This window comes from Pseudomonas fluorescens (genome assembly GCF_902497745.1).
GTDB classification, from domain to species: Bacteria; Pseudomonadota; Gammaproteobacteria; order Pseudomonadales; family Pseudomonadaceae; genus Aquipseudomonas; species Aquipseudomonas fluorescens_BM.
Genome location: NZ_CABVHJ010000030.1, coordinates 18869 through 39693, shown reverse-complemented (window position 1 = coordinate 39693; position 20825 = coordinate 18869). Strand labels below are relative to the sequence as shown.

Sequence of the window (20825 nt, the reverse complement as noted above, 5' to 3'; positions counted from 1 at the left end):
TGCATGCGCCCAGCAGCCCAAACGCTCAACCCCGGCCTGTGCGCCCAGCGCGTTGTAACCAGCATAATCGTCAGTCATCACGTAGCCGCGATAACCATCGAGCAGGCGCGTCGGCACCTCCTGCGCCCGGCTGGTGGAATAGTCAAAAAGGATCACCGGCTTGTCAGGCGGGCCACCGGTTTGCACCCACATCCAGGACTGGCTGCTTGGCTCCCGATCCGGCTCTTTGAGCACCTGCACGCGCGTTTCATCGCAGTGGATGATGCGGCTGGCCAACAGGCTATCGCGCATCAAATTGAGCAGCGGCTGAAAGTGCTCACCGCACTGGATGACCCAGCGGGCCAGGGTCTGGCGCGGGATATCGATGCCATGACGGCCCAGCACCTTTTCGAAACGGTGAAACGGTAGACCGTCGACGTATTTGGTCGTCAGCAACATGGCCAGCACGCTCGGACTGGCCATGCTTTTTTCAATCAGTTGGGCGGGTTTATCCGCCGTCACCGGTGCCGACTCACAATCGCGGCAGCCATAGACCTTGCGTACATGCTTGATCACGCGGATCTGCATCGGGATGATTTCAAGCTGTTCGCTGACCTCCTCGCCGATGGCGTGTTTACGGCAGCCGCAGGCACACGTCAGCTCATGCTCGGGAAGTTCATGGATGACTTCGATTCGGGGCAGGTCGGTGGGCAGCGGCTTACGTTTGCCGCGACGTTTGGTCGGCACGACAACTTCTTCTTCGCAGGCTTCATCGACAGGCTCTGCAACACTTTCTGCTTCATTGAAGAGCGCCAGCTGCGGCGTTGCCGGATCAGTCGTTTGCTCGGACTTACGCCCGAACAATCTTTGGCGCAACAGCGCGTTCTCTTCTTCAAGATGAACAATCTTGCCTTTGTCAGACGCCCGCTCACTGATCATTTGCTCAAGCAATTGCCTGAGCAAAACAGGATCATCAGGAAGGTCTTTGGGCATGGAAATCATGCCGCGGATTATACCGAATCAGGCGACGTATCGAGGCGTCAAAACCTGATGAGGGCGGTTGCGCCAGAGGTCGAAGCCGTCGAGTAGCCAGTTCAGTTCCTGGACTGTCAGGACAATCGCCTCGTCGCGGGCTTCGGGCGATGTTTTGAATCGCTCGGACTCCAGGCGCTTGAGCCAAAGGCAGAAGCCGTTGCGTTCCCAATACAAAATCTTCACGCGGTTTCGGGACTTGTTGAGGAAAACGAAAAGCACAGGGTCGAACACGGCGACCTTGATATCCAATTCGACCAGCGCGGCCAGACCATCAATGGATTTTCGGAAGTCCACGGGTTTGGGGTAGAGATAGACTTTTTCGACTTTGGCGTCGGGTCGCATCATGAGTTGCTGGCTCCGGAAGGGATCGGGAGCACAGCATCCGGGATCATCTGGCCGCTTTGAATGTGGGGTTCATGGAGCGCTTACCATCGGAATCATCGGCGAACACAGCACGCCCACTGGAATCCCCGCTTCGCGCATCACCCTGATCGCCCGTAACCGAGCTTTGGGTGCGGCGGCGCGCGGTTCGAGGATGCGTTTGAGTTCATCGTCCAGCGTGGTCAGGCTGATCATTACCGCCACCAGCCGTTGTTGCGCCAGCTCGGTGAGCAGGTCGAGGTCGCGCAGAATCAGCGAGCCCTTGGTGACGATGGTCACTGGGTGCTTATAACGCAGCAGCACTTCGAGGGTCTGGCGGGTGATTTTGTGCTCGCGCTCGATCGGCTGATACGGATCGGTATTGGAGCCCAGGTTGATCGGCGCGCATTGATAGCCTTTTTTCCCGAGCTGTTCTTCCAGCACCTGGGCGGCGTTGGTCTTGGCGATCAGCTTCGTTTCGAAATCCAGCCTCGGCGACATGTCCCACTACGCGTGGCTGGGCCGTGCGTAGCAATAGATGTAGACATGCTACGTTATACGTTTCATCGGTTGGGTTGATTAAAAAATGACCAAAAAATGTTATCCATACGTTCGCTTTTCATCGACCCGCCAAGAAGATGGCAGCACTAGGCGAGCCACCGCACGCCATCTTTCATCTGCTCACTTTTCACGATTGAACAAGTTCAAGCGTTTTAAATGACCTGAAAAAAATTTATTAACCACGGCCCATCAATATTATTTCCAAATCTTGTGGAGAGGCTAATGATTTCCCTTTGGAGTCTTTTCTCATTGCCGAAACCATTTTAGCGAAACTACTCCGCTGTTCATCATTACTAAGTTCTGCCCCTAATCGCTCAAAACTAGCGAGCTTTGTAAACAGTGTCTTGAGAACCATAAAGACAAATGCGTGACTTTGAATTAGCCATTCGTGCTCTTACTTCTCTACCTTCATTAGATTGGGGTTGAACAGTTAGAGCAGTGTCACAGACAGCTTTTAAATAATCAGTGTAGGCCTGAGTTCTCAAATCACGCTGATGCTTTTGACCGTCTAAATGCTTAGAAAGTATATATTGAAGCATAGCACCTAAAAATATACCAACGAAGGAGTAAGCTGCGGTTTCCATTCAACCCCCTAGGGTTTAATGATATGAGCCTGAACGTTATGTTACCCTATTTTTAATTGACCGCGTTTCTGCAAATCGTTAACCAACCATAGGCCCGCTTTGGTCATCAAAAAGTATGTAGCAATTGTTAACCCAATCTTTGGACTTTCATTTGCTTTTACTTGTTTGCCATCAGAAACCGCTTCTGCTTGAGATACAGGCCCTTCAAACCCGTGAGCTTGGTCAGTTTTAACTACAAACTTATCCACTAGCTCAAAATATTGCTCAACCTCTTTTTGCTCTAATTTAGCATCGAAGCTGTGGGCAAACTCATTTCTCATACCGTTCAAGTGTTTTAGCGATTTGGCTAATTCCACAGGAAGGCCCAACGCAACCGCAGTTCTTATTTTTTCGTTAAAATACTTTAACAATTCAGCTTTCTTACCCCTTCCACTTACGAAGAAATCCCTTTGGTCCGTCGGTATCCGTTCTTCTAAATATACGTTCAAAAAACGTTCACACAGTAGCTGCAACCTCAAAACCGAAACTGCATCGTCGTCCTTTTGAATGATTTCAGCATAGAAAGCCGTATCTATGAATTTAGCGAAATCATGATTAAGTTTTACATAAGACATAAAATTTTCCTTAATTTGGTAATTGCGAGTGAGATCATTCGCTAGAATCGATAACTTGGCCATCAGACAAACAAATTTTTACTGGAACCTATCGTTGAGCATGGGCAGACATACCAACCAGCTATAGCTAGCCAAAATTAAACCAATAATCTATTTTTTCATTTGTCAGGTGAATCCTTGCCATCTCATTCCATTTTTTGCAGCTACTAACCCACTGGGCACCTTCAAACTCTTTACGTTCGGCCATTTCGGCAAACCTTGGATTTTCCTTTTCTTTTGCAAGCTGTTTAAGCATCGCTTTCGTTTTCTTCCACCCGTCCGGGTCACTCCGTCGCGAAATAATAAGGTTTTCGATAAGTGCCTTTAAACACACAATCAAAGCTTGTTCTCTAATTTTTCCGTCTCTCAGTTCCGAGAGTTGATTGATAAAATCGGAAGCCATATTATCTGAGCTGGAATCAACATTTAAACCCGGCATTGACGAAACGAGAAAAGCGACATCAATTTGTTGTGCCGGTGGTAGACTTTCAAACCAGTTAATAATTTTATCTAATGGAGAACTCATTCTTCACCTCAACTGCAAGCTGCAATTAATTGAGTAGCTAACGGCACGTAGTTTGTGAGCACACCACCTGCTGCACCTTCAAGAATGTTTCTTGTCGAGATAAGGCATTCACGCAAAATTGTCTTCTTCGGTGATGAAGAGCTAAGCTGTGCTTTGATGGTGTCAAGATCGGCTCTTAACGATTGCTTGGCTTCGTCATCTTCTCTAAGCTGATCTATATCGCTTTTCACCTCTGAAACAAATTTTTCCAAATCTCTTTTGAATTCGGCTGTCCCGTAGTGCTGGTTGGAATTATCACTGTCTTGCTGGATTTGCGAATTTTGCATGCTACCAATTGTAATTGTATTGTAAGTGATTGTCGCCGCAGCGGCTTTTTCTTCTTTTGAAAACCCCATACCTTCTCCATGAATTCCCTGAGTTTCTAATTCCAACGCAAACTGTAATACTTTATCTCGGACACCGTAGATTATGTTTTTTAAAGTGCTAGGTTCGATCTGCAAGCCCGGATCCATTCGGTATCTCATGCCGCTCAGTAGCAACTCTGCCATCTTTGGTGGGAAGGCAAGCACGATACGATCATTATTTGTAGCGTGTTCGCATAGTTTTCCAAGCGGCTGAGATATTTTCCGAGTTGTAACTGTTTCTAAAATGTGGGCGTCGTCGATTGAAAGAGGGATGTGGCCGTTCATATAGTTGTAACAAACAAGTGTGCCTCTCACATGCCTATAATTGGGGATGTCATCATTCGATCTGTAACCTTCCAACTCGTTATCGATCCATGTCGAAATGGTCGGAGCATTCAGCTTTACCGAAACGGCTTTTGCTTTCCTCATGAGGGCCATGATATGGACCGACTCGTTGAGTGCATCTGCCTGTAGCTCTTCTACTAACCCCGCCATACCACATCCTCAGGCTGTCATATGGCCACACTGTGCCCTGTCCACTGGTTTAGCTGCAAGACACAATGACCAACTCACTTTAAGCGTGGAACCTTTCACAGAACACATGCAGCCGTGTTCGCAGCCGCGATAGGGATTGATCGAGCGGTCGAAGGGCAGGTCCGGCGAGGTGTTGCGGGTAATGATGATTTTCGCCGTTTCGATCATCACCTCGGTGCCCTCGGTCTCAGGCACTTCCTGATACCAGACGTCATTCTCCGCCACCGAGCGATTCGGGGCGAAGCGGTTGTGCGGATTGTTCGCGGTGCCGCGTCCGCGTGGTGGCAATGGAGTAGACATGAAAACGCCCAGATACTGTATATGCACACAGTTTCTGGGCGTCACGCATCTGGCTAGTGCCGTCGGGCGACCGGTCAGTTGTGTTGTGTCACCTGACCGAGGTCATCGCTGGAGGTTTGCTTCATATCCTCCTTGCGCAGCTCGGCGACATCGGCAGCCTTCACCGGCGCACCTTTGTTGCCCCAACTGCCACGGATAAAACTGACGACGTCCGCCACTTCCTGATCCGACAGGCGCCAGGCGAAACCGGGCATGGTGAAGGTCGAGGGTGCTGTGTGCGTCGCCGGCAACGTGCCGCCCTTTAGCACGATGTGGATCAGCGACGTCGGGTCTTCCGATTGCAGCACCGGATTACCCGCCAGCGCCGGGAACACCCGGGTGTAGCCGTGGCCATCGGTACGGTGGCATGCGGCGCAGTTGTCGATGTACACAGCAGCGCCACGTTGGCTGTCATCCCCGTTCCACAGGGCTTTGGCTGCTTTCTCATCGTACTGATGCGGTTGATCGTTTGGATCAGTGGCCGGCAATGACTTGAGGTAGCGGGCAATCGCCGTCAGGTCGGCATCGGTCATGTATTGCATGCTGTGGGTGACCACATCACTCATGCCGCCGAACACCGCGCTGCGATCGCTACGCCCGGTCTTGAGGAACTGCACCAGTTGCTCCTCGCTCCAACTGCCCAGACCGTCCTTGTGATCACCGCGCAGGCTTTTGGCGATCCAGCCTTCCAGCGGCGCACTGCCAGCGAGGAAGTTTGTACCGTCAGCGGCGCTCAGGGATTTCTCCTGCATGGTCAGCGCACGTGGCGTATGGCAAGCACCGCAATGACCAAGGCCTTCGACCAGATACGCACCACGATCAATCACCGGGTCGGCACTCGTCGCTTTGTAATCCTCGACCTTCGGCGCAAACAGCCAGCGCCAGCCCATCAACGGCCAGCGCATGCTGAGTGGCCACGGAATGTCACTAGCTTTGTTCTCTTGCGCCACCGGTTCTACGCCGTGCATGAAGTACGCGTACAGCGCCTGCATGTCGGTTTCGCTGACACGGGCGTAGGACGGATATGGCATCGCCGGGTACAAGGTACTACCGTTTTTGGCGACGCCATGGCGCACGGCCTGATCGAAATCCTCGAAGCTGTAATCACCGACGCCGTTTTTATCCGGGGTGATGTTGGTTGAGTAAATCGTGCCGATCGGCGTTTCCATCGGCAGGCCGCCGGCGAACGGCTTGCCGCCCTTGGCGGTGTGGCAGGCTACGCAGTCACCGGCGCGGGCGAGGTATTCGCCTTGTTTGATCAAAGCTTGATCAACGTCGGCCGCATGGATCGAGGCACTGCCGAGCAGCGCGAGGGTCGCGATAACGAGATTTTTCATGGTCATCGCTCCTTAAGCCTGAACCAGCGGGCCGGGGTTTTTCAGGTACTGCTCGCGGATCGCCTTCGCCGACCAGTAGGTCAGTGCCGCAACCAGGCCGGTCGGGTTGTAGCCCAGTCCTTGCGGGAATGCCGAGGCACCCGGCACGAAGACGTTGTGTACGTCCCAACTCTGCAGATAACGGTTCAGCGCGCTGGTCTTCGGATCGGTGCCCATGATCGCGCCACCGTTAAGGTGCGTGGTCTGGTAGGACGCAGTGTTGAAGTGATCGCCGACTTTCTTGCCGATCACAGCGATGGCTTTCGGCCCCATCGCTTCGGCAACCTTGCCCATTTTCTCGACCATGAAGCGGTTCATCTTGATGTCGTTTTCCTGCCAGTCGAAGGTCATCCGCAGCAGTGGCAAACCGTAGGCATCGCGGTACACCGGATCGAGATCGAGGTAGTTGCCACGGTAGGACTGATGCGCGCCGTGGGCGTCCATCGATACCTGATGGGTGTAGTAATCGGCGGTCGCGCGTTTCCAGTCACTGCCCCAGGCCGGGGTGCCTGGCGGGTTCGAGGTGCCGGCAATCGGCCGGCTGCCAGCCTGGTTGACCCACATCGGCGAGCCGCCGACGAAGCCGTGCGGGCCGTGATCGAAGTTGTCGGCGTTGAAGTCGTCCAGCGCCACGCCGTTGCCGCCGGCGCCGATGAAGTTGTTGGTGTGGGTGTCCTTGTCGAAGAACGCCTTGATGGTCGCCATGTTCTGGTAGGCGAAGTTACGCCCGACCACGCCTTCGCCGCTGATCGGGTCGTATGGCTTGCCGATTCCCGAAAGCAGCATCAGACGCACGTTGTGCAACTGGAAGGCGCCGAGGATCACCAGATCCGCCGGTTGCTCGATCTCGCGACCCTGAGCGTCGATGTAGGTCACGCCGGTCGCTTTGGATTTCGTGCTGTCGAGGTTGACCCGCAGTACGTGCGAGTTAGGCCGCAGCTCGAAATTCGGCAACGGTTTGAGCGCCGGCAGAATATTCACGTTCGGCGAAGCCTTGGAATACATGTAGCACACGTAACCGCTGCAGAAACCGCAGAAGTTGCACGGGCCCATTTGCGCGCCGTAAGGGTTGGTGTACGGCCCCGACGTATTCGCGGACGGCAGGTTGTAGGGTTTATAACCGACTTCTGTCGCCGCTTTGCCGAACAGCTGTGCGGAAACCGTATTCTTCTGCGCTTCCAGCGGGAACGGGTTGGAGCGGTCAGGCGCGTACGGGTTGCCGCCCTTGCCCTGACCGACCAGCTGGCCTTTCACCGTCCACGCCTGACCCGAAGTGCCGAAGACTTTTTCAGCGAAATCGAAAAACGGCTCCAGCTCTTCATAGCTGACGCCGAAGTCTTGGATGGTCATGTCCTTGGGGATAAAGCTTTTGCCGTAGCGCTCTTCGTAGTGGCTGCGCATGCGCAACTCGATCGGGTCGACCCGGAAGTGCACGCCCGACCAGTGCAGGCCGGCACCGCCGACCCCATTGCCCGGCAGGAACGCGCCCAACTGGCGGTTTGGCAGGGCGATGTCGTTGACGCTATGGCGAATGGTGACGGTCTCTTTGGAGATGTCCTGAAAGAGTTTTTTGCGCACGCTGTAGGTGAGTTCGTCGATCACCTGCGGATAGTTGCCGTCGGGGTAAGTGTCCTGCATCGGCCCGCGCTCCAGCGCCAGCACGTTGAGGCCCGCTTCGGTCAGTTCCTTGGCCATGATCGCGCCAGTCCAGCCGAAACCGACGATGACTGCGTCAACCTTCTTCATTACCGTTGCCATGCTTACGCCCTCTCGCCGCGAATCGAAACTGCCGGGAAGGGGTATTGCTCGTTGCGTTCCACCCAATCCATGAAATCGGCGCGGGCGCCGGGGAAGCCGATCATGGTCCAGCCGACCATGCCTTTATTGCCACCGTGGATCGGGTCGCAGAAGAACCCTTCCTTGGTGTTTTGCAGCAGCAGGTTGAAGAAAATCTTTGCCGGAACCGCATCGAACTGAGGTTTGCCGGCTTCAAGTTGCTTGAGCAAATCGTCTCGGGTAGCGCTGTCTTGCTCAGCAAATACTTTACCGTTGAGGGATTTTGCCCACTGATCCGTGGCGGCAATGCCGAGGCGATAGATCTCTTTGGGCACCAGTTTGCTCTGCCAGCCCATCTCCGGCGCAGCCTCGGCATTGAACGGGCCTTGCATGTACCAAAGGGCGCCGGCGGCATACGGCGTGTTCATTTGACGGTCGATGTATTCCGGCACACCGGCTTCCAGCGCGCCCGGGCCTTGGGCATCGTTGGGGATCAGTTGCGCGACGGCGGCATTGATGAACGCCCATTCTTCGGCGGTGAAGTAGTTCGGTTGGTAGACGCTGGCGTCAGCACGAACCGGTTGTGGCGCGGGCGCAGCCGGTGCGGCTTCGGGGGCTGCTTGCAGGACGCTGCTGCCCAGACCGCTGCCGGCCAGGGTGACCACTGGAATCAAGGTCAGGGATTTGCGCAAAAACTCACGCCGCGGGTTGTCTCGATCTTCATCAGACATGGGGTGCACCTCATCAGGCATTAGGGGACAGCCGCTTCTGCGAGCGGCTTGAGGATTTTTCGTCGCGACGGATCCGGTCTGACCCGGAAAAAGGGGACGCGTCTGCAACATGATGTGACAAATGGTAGCAGGCTAAGCTTCCAGATGAAGCGATTCAGCGGAAAAAACACAGGTTTTCTTTACGGTAGTGCTGGAAAGCGTGCGGATTCACGTTTCTTTGACAGGCGCCTCACAGGGCTTTGACCGCGCAACGCCGAAGCTGCATTCCCCCTCATCGATGAATCCCGACACGGTCACCCCAGCATGTCCCGAGTGCATTTTTTCCCTGCTTTGTGTTTATCGTTTTTAGCGCTGCTGCCCTGGATGCCGGCCGAGGCGGAGACGGCATCGACGGTTCGCCCGCCTGAATGGGCGCAACCAGTTGAAGTGCAATACAACCTGTTCCAGATGTCGTCGACGCTCTATCGAAGCGCATTGCCGGATGGCGGCGCCGTGCCGTTGCTGAAAAATCTCAAGGTTGCCACGGTGATCAACTTTCTTCCGGAAGCGGACAGCAATTGGTTGTCCGACCCCGGCATCCATCAGGTGCAACTGCCCTATCGCACCAATCACGTTGACGACGCCGATGTGCTCAAGACCCTGCGGGCTATTCAGTCTGCCGAAGCCAACGGTCCGGTGTTGATGCATTGCAAACACGGCTCCGATCGCACCGGCCTGATGGCCGCGATGTACCGCGTGGTGGTGCAGGGCTGGAGCAAAGAGGACGCCTTGAGCGAGATGACCCAAGGCGGTTTTGGTGAGAGCGGGCACTTCCGCGACAGCGTGCGCTACGTGATGCAGGCCGATGTCGACAAGCTGCGCACCGCGCTGGCCAATGGCGATTGCAGCACCAGCGCGTTCGCTACCTGCTCGATGAAGAGCTGGTTTCAGTCCGCCCACGTCGAGTGATCGGCGCGTCAGTCCGGTTGCGCTGCCAGATCTGTCTGAACCGGTTGGCCGACGAAGATTTCCAGCGCGGCCAGCAGTGAAATCGAATCGCCGGAGAAGAACGCTTCACGCAATTTCCGGCCGGTTTGCGCATTGAAAACCCCATCACGCTCAAAGCGCTTGAACGCTTCGCTGGCCAGTACGCCTGACCATTTGTAGGCGTAGACCGAGGCTTCGTAACCGGTCACCAGATAATCGAAACTGTTGGCAAAGCGGCAATAGGCGGGCAGTTGCAGCTGCGGTATTTGGTGCAGCACCGTTTCGAAGCACTGTTGCGCGTTTCGGCCGTTTTCTTCGCTGCGGTGCAATTCCAGATCGAATAAAGCCTCAAGCAGCAACGTGGCGGTATCGCGGCTGGTGTGCGTGGCGATGGCGGCCAGCGCTGACGTTAGCCGTGTGCGGCTTAGTGGCGCACGGGTTTTGTAGTGTACTGACAGCCACTGAAGCAGCTCCTCTGAAAGACTTAACTGTTCGAACAGTTGCCCGGCGAACTCGCCCGTATCACGCCCCAGTTGCGATATACCCGACAGGTTGTGATGGGGCGAGCGGGTCAGCACCTGTTGCAGGCAATGCCCGAACTCATGGAAAAGCACGCGCAGGTCTTTATGTGAAAGCAGGCAGGGATGCTCGCTGGTCGCGGACGGGAAGTTGCAGTGGAGGATGGCGATCGGCAGGGCTGGCCGGCCCTCGGCATTGATGCGTCGGTTGCGCACAGTATTGGTCAAGGCAAAGTCCGGGGCGTCCTCGCGATGAAACGGATCAACGTAGATGTACCCCATCACCTGATCGTATTCGCTGACTTCCAACAGGCGCACATCCTCGTGCCAATGGCTGAGGTCTTGCTGCTCAACCAGTTTGATACCGAACAGGTATTCATTGAACTGGCAGAACCGGTGCAGCGTTTCATCCAGCGGAAAATACTCACGAAGTCCTTTCAGTGTGCTCGCCGAGCGTAGCTGGCGTAATTGCTCAGCAAAAAACTCGAAATCCCAGGCCTGCAGTTCTGCGAAGCCCTGCGTTGCGGCGAATGCTTGCAGCGCCTGCATGTCCTGATCCAGTGCGGCACGATTTTGCTCGATCTGTTGCTTTAAAAAATGTTCGACCTGAGCGGGCGAGTTGGCCATGTGATTTGAAAGCCGCAGATGGGCGAAGCTCTCGAAACCCAGCAACCTGGCTTTTTCATGGCGTAACCCGAGTAACTTTTGCAAGACCGGACCGTTGTCGAACTGAAAAGCCTGCGGTCCTTGATCCGAGGCCCGGGTGCAATAAGCGCGGAAATATTCTTCGCGCAAACTCCGGTCTCGCGCATTTTTCATGAAGTATTCGTAGGTGTTGCGATCCAGCGTCAGCAACCAACCGCTTTTTCCCGTTCGACGCGCATTCAGCGCCAGTCGATCCTTGAACGCGGCTGACAAGCCTTCGAGCGTCGCCGCCTGGTCAATCTGCTTGCTCCAGGCGGCATTGCTGCGCTCCAGATTGATCAGGAACAATTGTTCCTGAAGTTCGATGTCGAGGTTTATTGCGGTTAACCGCTGTCGCTGTTCGGCGGGCAATTCGATGCCCGACCGACGAAAAGCGCGCAGTGTCTTGGCCAACGACGCTTTGCGAAAGTCATCAAAGCTGTCGGCGATCGGGCTCTGCTGCAGACGTTGATACGTGTGGTAAAGCTCCAGGTTGGCAGCCTTCTGCACCCGATAGCGAGCCGCAGTAATGCTGCACAGGGCGCTTTGCTCTATCCAGTCGATATCCGTGGTTTTGACGGTCGAGAGCACTTCAATGATGCCCATGGTTTCAGCGAGCCGTGCGTCGGCTTCGGCGATGGCCACCACCAGATCATCCCAATTGGGATGGTAGGTCTGGGTGGCGATCACTTCGGCGATGATCCGCTGATTATCGGCCACGATGGCATAGATGGCGGGTGCCAGGTGCTCGGCCTTTACGTCGGACCAGGCCGGCAGTTGCCAGCGTTGTAGCAGGGGATTGGTAGGGGGCATCGCGTCTTCCTTGACCGCAGGTTGAAAAAATTCAGCCTACGGAGAAAGCGCAAGGGCAAGGCATTAGATAGATACCACCTCGCACCGCTGATTCGGTGCGAGGTCGTCACGGCTCAATTGGGCTGGTCAGGCTTCTTTTTCAGTTTCGGGTTGGGGAAAAACTGCACGGCCTGCACGGTCTTGTCCGGCGCGGGTTTGTTCAGCGCGCTGGTGTTGACCCGCGTGCCCAATTCTTTCGGCACCGAAAGTCCTTGCTCATTGAGCGTGTCGGAGTAACCGCAAGCCACACATTCACGGTGCGGCACGCCGTCCTCGTTCCACATCATCAACTTGTCCGGCTCGCTGCACGCCGGGCACACCGCCCCGGCGATAAAGCGTTTCTTGGTAATCACAGGCCCCTCACTCATGCTGCCGCGTCCTCACTCAGGCCGCTGTGGCGCAACAGTGCGTCAATCGACGGCTCACGGCCACGGAAGTCGACGAACAGCACCATCGGCGCCTGCGAACCACCGCGGGCAAGAATCGCTTCACGGAAGGCGCGACCGGTTTCTGCGTTGAGCACGCCGTCTTCTTCGAACTTCGAGAAGGCATCGGCCGACAGCACTTCAGCCCACTTGTAGCTGTAGTAACCCGCCGCGTAACCGCCGGCGAAGATGTGCGCGAAACTGTTCGGGAAGCGGTTGTAAGCCGGCGGACGCATTACCGACACCTCGTCACGCACGCCTTCCAGCACCTGCGCAACGCTGCGGCCGTCACCGTGGGTGGCGTGCAATTCGAAGTCGAACAGCGAGAACTCGAGCTGACGGACCATCATCAGGCCGGACTGGAAATTCTTCGCCGCGAGCATTTTTTCCAGCAGGTCCTGCGGCAGCGGCTCGCCGCTTTCGTAGTGACCGGAAATCAGCGCGAGGCCTTCCGGCTCCCAGCACCAGTTTTCCATGAACTGGCTCGGCAGCTCGACCGCGTCCCACGCCACACCGTTGATGCCGGAAACACCGGCGTGATCAACGCGGGTCAGCAGGTGGTGCAGGCCGTGACCGAATTCGTGGAACAGCGTGGTCACTTCATCGTGGGTCAGCAGCGCAGGTTTGCCGCTGTCGGCCGGAGTGAAGTTGCACACCAGATTGGCCACCGGGCTTTGCAGCACGCCGTCGACGGTACGACGACGGTCGCGCGCGCCGTCCATCCACGCACCGCCACGCTTATTGGCGCGGGCATAGAGGTCGAAGAAGAAGCGGCCGACGTGCTGACCGTTTTCCTTGATCTCGAACAGGCGCACGTCCGGGTGCCAGGTATCGAAGCCTTTCTGTTCAGCGATTTCGATGCCGTACAGACGCTGGACGATGGCGAACAGTCCGCCCAGCACTTTGTCGATCGGGAAGTAGGCGCGCAGGGTTTCCTGGGCGACGCTGTAGCGTTGTTCACGCAGCTTTTCGCCGTAGAAACCGCTGTCCCAGCTTTGCAGATCGGCGCAGCCTTGTTCGGCGGCATAGGCACGCAGTTGTTGCAGATCCTGTGCGGCAAACGGCTTGCTGCGCTTGGCCAGATCGCGCAGGAAGCTCAGCACCTGATCGCTGGACTCGGCCATTTTGGTGGCCAGGCTCAGCTCGGAGAAACTGGCGAAGCCCAACAGTTTGGCCAGTTCCTGACGCAGGTCGAGGATCTCTTCCATCACCGGGCCGTTGTCGTTCTGGCCGGCATTCGGGCCTTGATCCGAGGCGCGGGTGCAGTAGGCGGCGTAGACTTCTTCACGCAGCGCACGATCTTGCGCGTAGGTCATCACCGCGTAGTAACTCGGGAATTCCAGGGTGATCAGCCAGCCGTCGAGGCCTTTGGCCTGTGCGGCGGCAGCCATTTGCGCCTTGGCCGAATCGGTCAGGCCGGCGAGGGCGGCCTCTTCGGTGACATGCTTGGTCCACGCCTGCGTGGCGTCGAGCAGTTGATTGGAGAAGCGGCTGCCCAGCTCGGACAGTTTGCTTTGCACTTCGGCGTAGCGCTTCTGTTCGGCTTCCGGCAGGTCGATACCCGACAGACGGAAATCACGCAGAGCGTGTTCCAGAATAGTCTTTTGCGCCACGTCGAAAGTGGCGGCTTCCGGGCTGTTGGCCAGCGCTTCATAAGCCTGGAACAGTTCGCGGTTCTGGCCCATCTCGGTGGAGTAGGCGCTCAGGGCTGGCAGGCACGACTCGTAGGCTTCACGCAGTTCGGCGCTGTTGCACACGGCGTTGAGGTGGCTGACCGGGCTCCAGGCAGCGCCGAGGCGGTCATTGAGTTCGTCCATCGCCAAGACCAGGCCGGCCCATGTAGGGTTCTGGCCTTGAGTCTTGAGAATTTCGGCAATGGCGGCGCGGTTGTCGGCCAGGATCGTTTCGATGGCGGGCAGGACGTGTTCGGCACGGATCGTGGAGAACGGTGGCAGGTCGTAGGACTGCAGCAGAGGGTTGTTCACGCTCACGGTTGGCACCTTGGCTGGGGAAACATGCAACCATCTTAATTACAATCGGCATTCACCGCAGCTATCGGCGACAGAGAGAGAAATTATCGTGTCCGTTCGCAAGTACCAGAATCACACCCCAAGCCTCTGCAAAGGCGCGTTTGTCGACGGCTCAGCGGTGGTTATCGGCGACGTCGAAATCGGTGAAGACAGCTCGGTCTGGCCGCTGACCGTGATCCGTGGCGACATGCACCGCATCCGTATCGGTGCGCGCACCAGCGTCCAGGACGGCTGCGTGTTGCACATCACCCACGCCGGCCCGTTCAACCCGGACGGTTTCCCGCTGCTGATCGGCGATGACGTGACCATCGCCCACAAAGTCATGCTGCATGGCTGCAGTGTCGGCAGCCGCGTGTTGATCGGCATGGGCAGCATCGTCATGGACGGTGCGGTGGTTGAAGACGACGTGATCATCGGCGCCGGCAGCCTGGTGCCGCCGGGCAAGCGCCTTGAAAGTGGCTTCCTTTATGTCGGTAGCCCGGTGAAACAGGTCCGTCCGCTCACCGACAAGGAAAAAGCCTTCTTCACCTACAGCGCGGCGAATTACGTGAAACTCAAGGACCTGCATTTGGCCGAAGGCTACGACCAGCTCTGAATAGCCTTACACCTGCTCAGGATTTCTCATGCATTACCAGACCGTACTGTTTGACCTCGATGGCACCCTGACCGACCCGCGTGAGGGCATCACCCGCTCCATCCAGTTCGCCCTCGCCAGGCTCGGTATCGACGAGCCGGATCTGACTAAACTCGAACACTTCATCGGCCCGCCGCTGTTGCAGGCGTTTATGCAGTTCTACGGCTTTGACGAGGCCAAGGCGTGGCAGGCGGTAAATTTCTACCGCGAACGCTTCAAGGTCACTGGCCTCTATGAAAACCGTGTCTTCGACGGCGTTACGCCGTTGTTGGAAACCCTGAGCGGGCAGGGCCGGCAGCTGTATATCGCCACCTCGAAGCCGTGGGAATTCGCCCGCGAGATTGCCCGGCACTTTGATTTTGCCCGGCACTTCAAGGTGATTTACGGCAGCGAGCTGGATGGCACGCGGACCAACAAGGTTGAGCTGATTGCGCATCTGATCAAGGAAGAAGGGCTGGATCCGGCGAATACGTTGATGATCGGCGATCGCAAGCATGACCTGATCGGGGCGCGCAGCAACGGGCTGGATGCGGCGGCGGTCGGTTACGGGTTTGGCAGTTTTGAAGAGTTGAATGCCGAAGCGCCGGCTTATCACTTTGAAACGCTGGCCGAGTTGCATCAGGCCTTTTTGCAGCGCTGATCAAATTGCTTTCGCGAGCAGGCTCGCTCCCACATTTGGAATGCATCCCCCCTGTGGGAGCGAGCTTGCTCGCGAAGGGGCCGGCTCAGCCAATGCGAAATCAGGATTTTGCCAACGCTTTCAGCGCCGCCTTACGCTCAGCCACCGGCAACCCACCCAACCGCTCAACCTGCGCATAAAACCTCAGCCAATCCCCCCCGACCTTTTTGAACAACGCCGCAAACGCCGGCACCCACTGGTCATACAATCCAAACGGCAACAACCGCGCATTGTTCAACGGCGCATTCACCCAAGCGTCATAACGCTTGTCCCCGGCCCACTGGTTGTCCCTCATCATTCGGTATTCGCGGCGAAACAGCTCGAACTCCGCCGCTTTGCGTTCGCGCATTTGTTCAGCGGGCAATGCCTGCGCATACAGCTTCTCCAGCCGTGACCGCACATCAAGCACCAACGCAATGAACTGATCACGCTGCTGCAACCGTGAGTCGGTATCTGCCGGCAACCCGCGAAACGCCCGCCACTGCCGCGTGCCTTCCTGCTCGACAAATGTGGCAAAGGACTCGTTGAACTCGGTGTCGTCCTTCACATAAAAGCGTTGATGCGCCAGTTCATGAAAGATCAGCGTGGCCAGACGCTCATCGCCCCAACCCATCATCGAATTTAGGATCGGGTCGTTGAACCAGCCGAGCGTCGAGTAAGCCTCAACACCGCCAATCGACACGTCCATGCCCTGCAGGCGCTGGATCGCCGCTTCGCCACGCGCGGCACTCTGACTGTAATAACCGCGATAGGCCACGCAGCCGGCAATCGGGAAGCAATGGTTCTGTGGCGTCAGGGAGAACTCCTGAGTGGCGAACACATTCCACACCACAAACGGCCGGCCGATGTCGGCATACAGGCGATAGCTCTGGTTATCCGGCAAATGCAGGTGTTCGCTGGCGAAGGCGCGGGCCTTCTGCGATTGCGCCAGGTGTGTGCGCAATTTCGCGTCGCGGCTTGGGTCGGCAATGACTTTTTCCACGGGTTCCCGCGCCCGCAGCAGTTGCAGTTGGCCGCTGGCCAACTGACTGTAATAGCTGACGCTGGTGCAACCGTTGAGCAACAAAAACAACACACCCGGAAACAAAACCCGAAAAACGCGATCAAGTAACCCAAGGCTTGGAAATGGCCTGATCAAAATAAGAAATCCCCCGGAGAGTCTGCCCGCAAGACTATCCCGCCTAAAGGAGCACCGCTATGCGCATGTTGATGCTGACAGGGGGCCTGCTGACGCTGGCCGGTTGTGCCAATTTCGGAATGCCCGATCCCGACCCTTCGCAAGCCTGGATCGACCTTGATGCCCGGCAGCAGGACACGTCGTTGCAAGCGCTGAAGGTCGATAGCAGCGTGACCGACGACAAACGTTACTTCGAAGTGCAGCCAGGCAGCCATGAGTTGAAGGTGCGTTATCAGTTTCCGGTGGAGGCGACCAATATCGGTCCCGACGCTGAGCCGCTGTGGCGCGATTGCCAGTTGAGCGTGAAATTCAAGGACTTCAACGCCGGTCAGCGTTATCAGTTGCAGGCCGGCAGTATCGGCTTTCGACCATGGGCCAAGCTTTATGACGAGCAGCGCAAAGTGGTAGGTCAGGGCACACCGGCAGGCTGTCAGCGCACCTGATCGGCGCTATGCTGAGGATTCACATCCGTGGATATTCATCATGCGCCAGTTGCTGTTGTTGCTCGCTGCCGGTCTTTTGGCCGGTTGTCAGACGCCTTTGCCCCCGGCCGATCCGCACATGGCCTGGGTCGATTTTTCGACGCCGACACCCGGCGGTAAAGTGCTGATGGCCGAGCGTCTCGACAAACAACGACTGAATGACGGGCGCTACTTTCAGGTCACCCCCGGCAGTCACGAACTGCGCGTGCGGTTCGATTTCGAAGTATTTGGTGGTGGCGGCAGCTTGATGAACGGGCCAGTGGAGCGGTTGTGCTACCTGTACATCCGTTACGACCATTTCGAGGCCGGGCAGCGTTACGTGCTGGAGGGGCGGTCGCTGGGGTTCACACCGAGCGCCCGGCTGTACAACGCCAAACGCGAAATCGTCGCCGAGGATCGTGAGTACAACTGCATTATCTAGTCAGGTCTAGCGATCGTTCTTCTGATAAATGATCGCTTTGGTGCCGTTGTCGCAGGTGCCGACGACCATCGCTACGTCGTGTTTGTCGGCCTCTTCCTTGCTGACGATTTCCAGCGTGTAAGACGGCACGGCGTTGGCCTGGATCTTCACTTCGATTTCGTTTTTCAGTTCTTCGCAGTCTTTGGGTGCCGCAATTACCGAGGTGGCCAGTGCACTGCAGAGGATCGCCAAGCCAATATGTTTCATGAGTGAAGCTCCCTGAGGCAGCGCGCACGGGTGTGCGCTGAAGCTGCTGTCATTGATTCGACCATACTTTTACAGCGAGGGTTCTGACTTCGCTCACAACTTGTATTTTTGGTTCAGACCTGTAGCGATTTCGAAATCGCCTTAGCGAGCAGGCTCGCTACCACATTGGACCTGTGTGCCACACGAATCCCTGTGGGAGCGAGCCTGCTCGCGAAGGCGTCAGATCAGCCAGCGACAAATTAGCTGACCAGCGAAGCGTCTAGAGTAATCTTCGCATTAAGTACCTTGGACACCGGGCACCCTTCCTTGGCCTTGTTGCTGAGCTCTTCAAACTGCTCCTGCGTCGCCCCCGGGATTTTCGCCTTGAGGATCAGTTTCACCGCGGTGATCGCGAATCCGCCATCCACCTGATCGAGCGTGACTTCAGCCTGGGTATCGATGCTGTCGGCCTTGAGGCCCGCATCGCCGAGAATCATCGAAAACGCCATGGAGAAACAGCCGGCATGCGCCGCGCCGATCAGCTCTTCCGGGTTGGTGCCCTTGCCACCCTCGAAGCGGGCCTTGAAGCCGTACGGTGCTTCTCTGAGGACACCGGTTTCGGTGGAGATCGAGCCAATACCGGTTTTCAGATCACCTGCCCAATGTGCGGATGCTTTCTTAACGATAGCCATGTCTGCCTCCTCAATATCTGGCGCGGAAACGCCGCGTCGTCGTGGTTTTTGCTTGCAAGGCTTCTGAGGATAGACGCCGCAGCAAAGTTCAGCCCGGTTGAATCGTTGACTTTTTTAGTAGGAAATTTCGACTCGGCTATTGAAACTCGGGTATATGCCCTCATTGCACAAAACAAGCTAATGAATTCGGCAGGTTTTCGTTCGCTAGAAAAACCTGCCTCCCCACTCGGAGACGCAGGTTTATGAAACAACTGTCCGACGTAAAATTTTCCACCCTCGATCTGGTGCCAGTGCGCGAAAACGGCAGCCCGGCGCAATCGCTACGTAACTCGCTGGACCTGGCCCAGCACGTCGAGAAATTCGGCTATACGCGGTTCTGGGTAGCCGAACACCACAACATGGACGGTATCGCCAGTTCCGCGACCTCGGTTTTGCTCGGTTATCTGGCGGGCGGAACGTCGACGATTCGTGTCGGCTCCGGCGGTGTGATGCTGCCCAACCATGCGCCGCTGGTGATCGCCGAGCAGTTCGGTACGCTGGAAAGCCTGTACCCGGGCCGGATAGATCTCGGTCTGGGGCGCGCCCCCGGCTCAGATCAAATGACTGCTCGCGCGCTGCGTCGTGAACGCTCCGGCAGCGCTGATGATTTCCCGGAAGACGTCGCCGAACTGGTGCGCTACCTCGGCCCGCGTACCCCGGATCAGCGCGTGATCGCGATGCCCGGCACCGGCACCAATGTGCCGATCTGGTTGCTTGGTTCCAGCCTGTTCAGTGCGCAACTGGCCGGTGAGCGCGGTTTGCCTTACGCCTTCGCCTCGCATTTCGCCCCGCGCTTCATGCACGAGGCGATTCGCGTCTACCGTAATCACTTCAAGCCGTCGGCGGTGCTCGACAAGCCGTATGTGATGCTCGGTGTGCCGCTGGTGGCGGCGGATACCGATGAGCACGCCGATTACCTGGCGACCTCGGTGTACCAGCGCATTCTGGCGCTGATGCGTGGGCAGAGTCTGGTGCAGCGTCCGCCGGTGAAAACCATGGATGGGCTGTGGCTACCGCATGAGCGTGAAGCGGTGGGTGATTTCCTTGGGCTGGCGATGGTCGGTAGCCCGCAGAAGATCCGCGCCAAGCTGGAGGTGTTGGTTGAGCAGACGCAGGCTGATGAGCTGATTTTCACCAGCGACTTGTATGAACACGCTGATCGTGTGCATTCCTACGAGTTGTTGGCGCAGGTGATGAAGGGCTGAAAAGCCCCTCACCCTGGCCCTCCCGAAACGTCGGACCGCCCGGAGGGAGAGGGGACTGACCGAGGTGTTCTTGCGCTCGACGTCGACCTGAAAAATCCAGTCGCACTCAGGCTCTGAACAACCCCCGATCTGCTCCCTTTCCCCCTCGCCCCCTTGGGGGAGAGGGCTGGGGTGAGGGGGATCAATCTCAAACACACCACAAATCTTTCAGACACAAAAAAGCCGACGCTTCCACGTCGGCTTTTGCATTTCAGTCACGATCAACCGCGCTTGTAGACAATTTCCTTGGTTCCACCTTCGCAGGTACCAACGACGTCGCCACCAGCGGCTGCGCCCTTGTCGACAATCTCCAGCGAATACCCGGAAACGCCCTTGGCATCCAGCTTCGCCGCAATCTCGCTTTTCAGCTCTTCACATGGCTTACCGGCAGCAAACGCACCACCCGCAAGGCTCAACAAACCTACTGCCAACATGAACTTCTTCATCGGTCGCACTCCCTGGTCGGATTAAAAGAGGCGGGCATCGAGTCGTTCACTCGATGCAGCCACCCTGTAGCGCTTTGCCATTCCTATGGCACTCGGCCAGCGCGCAAGTTCAGAAGACTAGACCAAACTCAGCTGCTGGCAATCTTGAAGCCCACTTTCAACGTCACCTGAAAGTGCGCTGCCTTGCCGTCCTTGATATGGCCACGGGTTTCGGTCACTTCAAACCATTCCAGGTTGCGAATGGTCTTGTTTGCTTCAGCAATTGCGTTGTTGATGGCGTCTTCGATGCTGCTGGTGGACGAACCGACCAGCTCGACTTTCTTGTACGTGTGATGGTCACTCATGGCGATCTCCTTGGCGTGTGGAATTGAGACTAGCAGTGAATCTGCACTGTTGATTTCGGCGGCCTTGCGCGGACGAAGTTCAGATTTTCTGCACTTTCTCAAACCGCTG

General features: G+C 56.7%; 23 protein-coding genes and 2 pseudogenes. 6 read left to right on the top strand and 19 right to left on the bottom strand.

What is annotated here, in order from left to right; translation table 11 throughout:
• From tnpC to F8N44_RS29605, 11 genes and pseudogenes are all read right to left on the bottom strand, one after another.
• Nucleotides 1-981 (bottom strand): IS66 family transposase (gene tnpC / locus F8N44_RS29655; protein ID WP_150652837.1); only part of this gene is annotated, 981 nt, incomplete at its 3' end.
• Between the two features lie 18 nt (nt 982-999).
• On the bottom strand, nt 1000-1359 hold the full coding sequence (tnpB, locus tag F8N44_RS29650) for an IS66 family insertion sequence element accessory protein TnpB (RefSeq protein ID WP_224794724.1): 360 nt from the start codon (nt 1357-1359) through the stop codon (nt 1000-1002).
• Between the two features lie 78 nt (nt 1360-1437).
• A pseudogene (locus F8N44_RS29645) lies at nt 1438-1923 on the bottom strand (radical SAM protein); the annotation flags it as partial.
• Between the two features lie 332 nt (nt 1924-2255).
• Entirely contained in the window at nt 2256-2519 is a 264-nt protein-coding gene (locus F8N44_RS29640; RefSeq protein WP_150652836.1) for a hypothetical protein, read from the bottom strand.
• A 41-nt stretch (nt 2520-2560) separates the two neighbouring features.
• Nucleotides 2561-3133, bottom strand: coding sequence for a hypothetical protein (locus F8N44_RS29635; RefSeq protein WP_150652835.1), 573 nt, complete (start codon nt 3131-3133; stop codon nt 2561-2563).
• A gap of 127 nt (nt 3134-3260) precedes the next feature.
• A complete protein-coding gene (locus F8N44_RS29630; RefSeq protein WP_150652834.1) occupies nt 3261-3698 on the bottom strand; it encodes a hypothetical protein in 438 nt (145 codons plus the stop codon).
• Between the two features lie 8 nt (nt 3699-3706).
• The gene (locus F8N44_RS29625) at nt 3707-4597 is read right to left on the bottom strand and encodes a hypothetical protein (protein ID WP_150652833.1); all 891 of its coding nucleotides are present in this window, start codon (nt 4595-4597) and stop codon (nt 3707-3709) included.
• Nucleotides 4598-4702: 105 nt separating this feature from the next.
• A pseudogene (locus F8N44_RS29620) lies at nt 4703-4936 on the bottom strand (radical SAM protein); the annotation flags it as partial.
• A 74-nt stretch (nt 4937-5010) separates the two neighbouring features.
• Nucleotides 5011-6312: a c-type cytochrome gene (locus F8N44_RS29615; protein ID WP_150652832.1), complete on the bottom strand. Its 1302-nt coding sequence runs from the start codon at nt 6310-6312 to the stop codon at nt 5011-5013.
• Nucleotides 6313-6324: 12 nt separating this feature from the next.
• Nucleotides 6325-8109, bottom strand: a complete 1785-nt coding sequence (locus F8N44_RS29610) for a GMC family oxidoreductase (protein WP_150652831.1) — start codon at nt 8107-8109, stop codon at nt 6325-6327.
• 2 nt (nt 8110-8111) lie between these two features.
• Nucleotides 8112-8858 (bottom strand): gluconate 2-dehydrogenase subunit 3 family protein, encoded by a 747-nt coding sequence (locus tag F8N44_RS29605; protein ID WP_150652830.1) that lies wholly within the window; start codon nt 8856-8858, stop codon nt 8112-8114.
• 303 nt (nt 8859-9161) lie between these two features.
• Here F8N44_RS29605 and F8N44_RS29600 point away from each other — a divergent pair, with 303 nt between their 5' ends.
• Nucleotides 9162-9806: a dual specificity protein phosphatase family protein gene (locus F8N44_RS29600; protein WP_150652829.1), complete on the top strand. Its 645-nt coding sequence runs from the start codon at nt 9162-9164 to the stop codon at nt 9804-9806.
• 8 nt (nt 9807-9814) lie between these two features.
• Here F8N44_RS29600 and F8N44_RS29595 read toward each other — a convergent pair whose 3' ends face one another.
• The 3 genes from F8N44_RS29595 to prlC all read right to left on the bottom strand — a co-directional run bounded on the left by F8N44_RS29595 (nt 9815) and on the right by prlC (nt 14294).
• Entirely contained in the window at nt 9815-11839 is a 2025-nt protein-coding gene (locus F8N44_RS29595; protein ID WP_150652828.1) for a M3 family metallopeptidase, read from the bottom strand.
• Nucleotides 11840-11952: 113 nt separating this feature from the next.
• On the bottom strand, nt 11953-12246 hold the full coding sequence (locus F8N44_RS29590) for a YheV family putative zinc ribbon protein (RefSeq protein ID WP_150652827.1): 294 nt from the start codon (nt 12244-12246) through the stop codon (nt 11953-11955).
• On the bottom strand, nt 12243-14294 hold the full coding sequence (gene prlC / locus F8N44_RS29585) for an oligopeptidase A (RefSeq protein ID WP_150652826.1): 2052 nt from the start codon (nt 14292-14294) through the stop codon (nt 12243-12245). Before prlC ends, F8N44_RS29590 begins: the two co-directional genes overlap by 4 nt.
• A gap of 88 nt (nt 14295-14382) precedes the next feature.
• On the opposite strand from prlC, the gene F8N44_RS29580 reads away from it, so the two are divergent.
• Together F8N44_RS29580 and F8N44_RS29575 are read left to right on the top strand one after the other, a co-directional pair.
• Nucleotides 14383-14928 carry a gamma carbonic anhydrase family protein gene (locus tag F8N44_RS29580; RefSeq protein ID WP_150652825.1) on the top strand — a complete coding sequence of 182 codons (546 nt, stop codon included), beginning with the start codon at nt 14383-14385 and terminating at the stop codon, nt 14926-14928.
• Between the two features lie 28 nt (nt 14929-14956).
• Nucleotides 14957-15607, top strand: coding sequence for an HAD family hydrolase (locus tag F8N44_RS29575; protein ID WP_150652824.1), 651 nt, complete (start codon nt 14957-14959; stop codon nt 15605-15607).
• Nucleotides 15608-15707: 100 nt separating this feature from the next.
• Here F8N44_RS29575 and F8N44_RS29570 read toward each other — a convergent pair whose 3' ends face one another.
• Nucleotides 15708-16784, bottom strand: a complete 1077-nt coding sequence (locus F8N44_RS29570) for an aminopeptidase (protein ID WP_150652823.1) — start codon at nt 16782-16784, stop codon at nt 15708-15710.
• Between the two features lie 59 nt (nt 16785-16843).
• Between F8N44_RS29570 and F8N44_RS29565 the strand changes: the two genes are divergently transcribed.
• Nucleotides 16844-17266, top strand: a complete 423-nt coding sequence (locus tag F8N44_RS29565; RefSeq protein WP_150652822.1) for a hypothetical protein — start codon at nt 16844-16846, stop codon at nt 17264-17266.
• 40 nt (nt 17267-17306) lie between these two features.
• Nucleotides 17307-17726 (top strand): hypothetical protein, encoded by a 420-nt coding sequence (locus F8N44_RS29560; RefSeq protein ID WP_150652821.1) that lies wholly within the window; start codon nt 17307-17309, stop codon nt 17724-17726.
• A gap of 6 nt (nt 17727-17732) precedes the next feature.
• Here the strand turns inward: F8N44_RS29560 and F8N44_RS29555 are convergent, their stop codons facing one another.
• Together F8N44_RS29555 and F8N44_RS29550 are read right to left on the bottom strand one after the other, a co-directional pair.
• A complete protein-coding gene (locus tag F8N44_RS29555) occupies nt 17733-17972 on the bottom strand; it encodes a DUF1161 domain-containing protein (RefSeq protein ID WP_150652820.1) in 240 nt (79 codons plus the stop codon).
• A 239-nt stretch (nt 17973-18211) separates the two neighbouring features.
• Nucleotides 18212-18643 (bottom strand): OsmC family protein, encoded by a 432-nt coding sequence (locus tag F8N44_RS29550; protein ID WP_123375996.1) that lies wholly within the window; start codon nt 18641-18643, stop codon nt 18212-18214.
• A 242-nt stretch (nt 18644-18885) separates the two neighbouring features.
• Here F8N44_RS29550 and F8N44_RS29545 point away from each other — a divergent pair, with 242 nt between their 5' ends.
• Nucleotides 18886-19887 carry an LLM class flavin-dependent oxidoreductase gene (locus F8N44_RS29545; protein ID WP_150652819.1) on the top strand — a complete coding sequence of 334 codons (1002 nt, stop codon included), beginning with the start codon at nt 18886-18888 and terminating at the stop codon, nt 19885-19887.
• A 260-nt stretch (nt 19888-20147) separates the two neighbouring features.
• Here the strand turns inward: F8N44_RS29545 and F8N44_RS29540 are convergent, their stop codons facing one another.
• Nucleotides 20148-20372 (bottom strand): DUF1161 domain-containing protein, encoded by a 225-nt coding sequence (locus tag F8N44_RS29540; RefSeq protein WP_007911690.1) that lies wholly within the window; start codon nt 20370-20372, stop codon nt 20148-20150.
• A gap of 128 nt (nt 20373-20500) precedes the next feature.
• Nucleotides 20501-20716, bottom strand: coding sequence for a dodecin (locus tag F8N44_RS29535; protein WP_016985551.1), 216 nt, complete (start codon nt 20714-20716; stop codon nt 20501-20503).
• Nucleotides 20717-20825 lie beyond the last annotated feature (109 nt).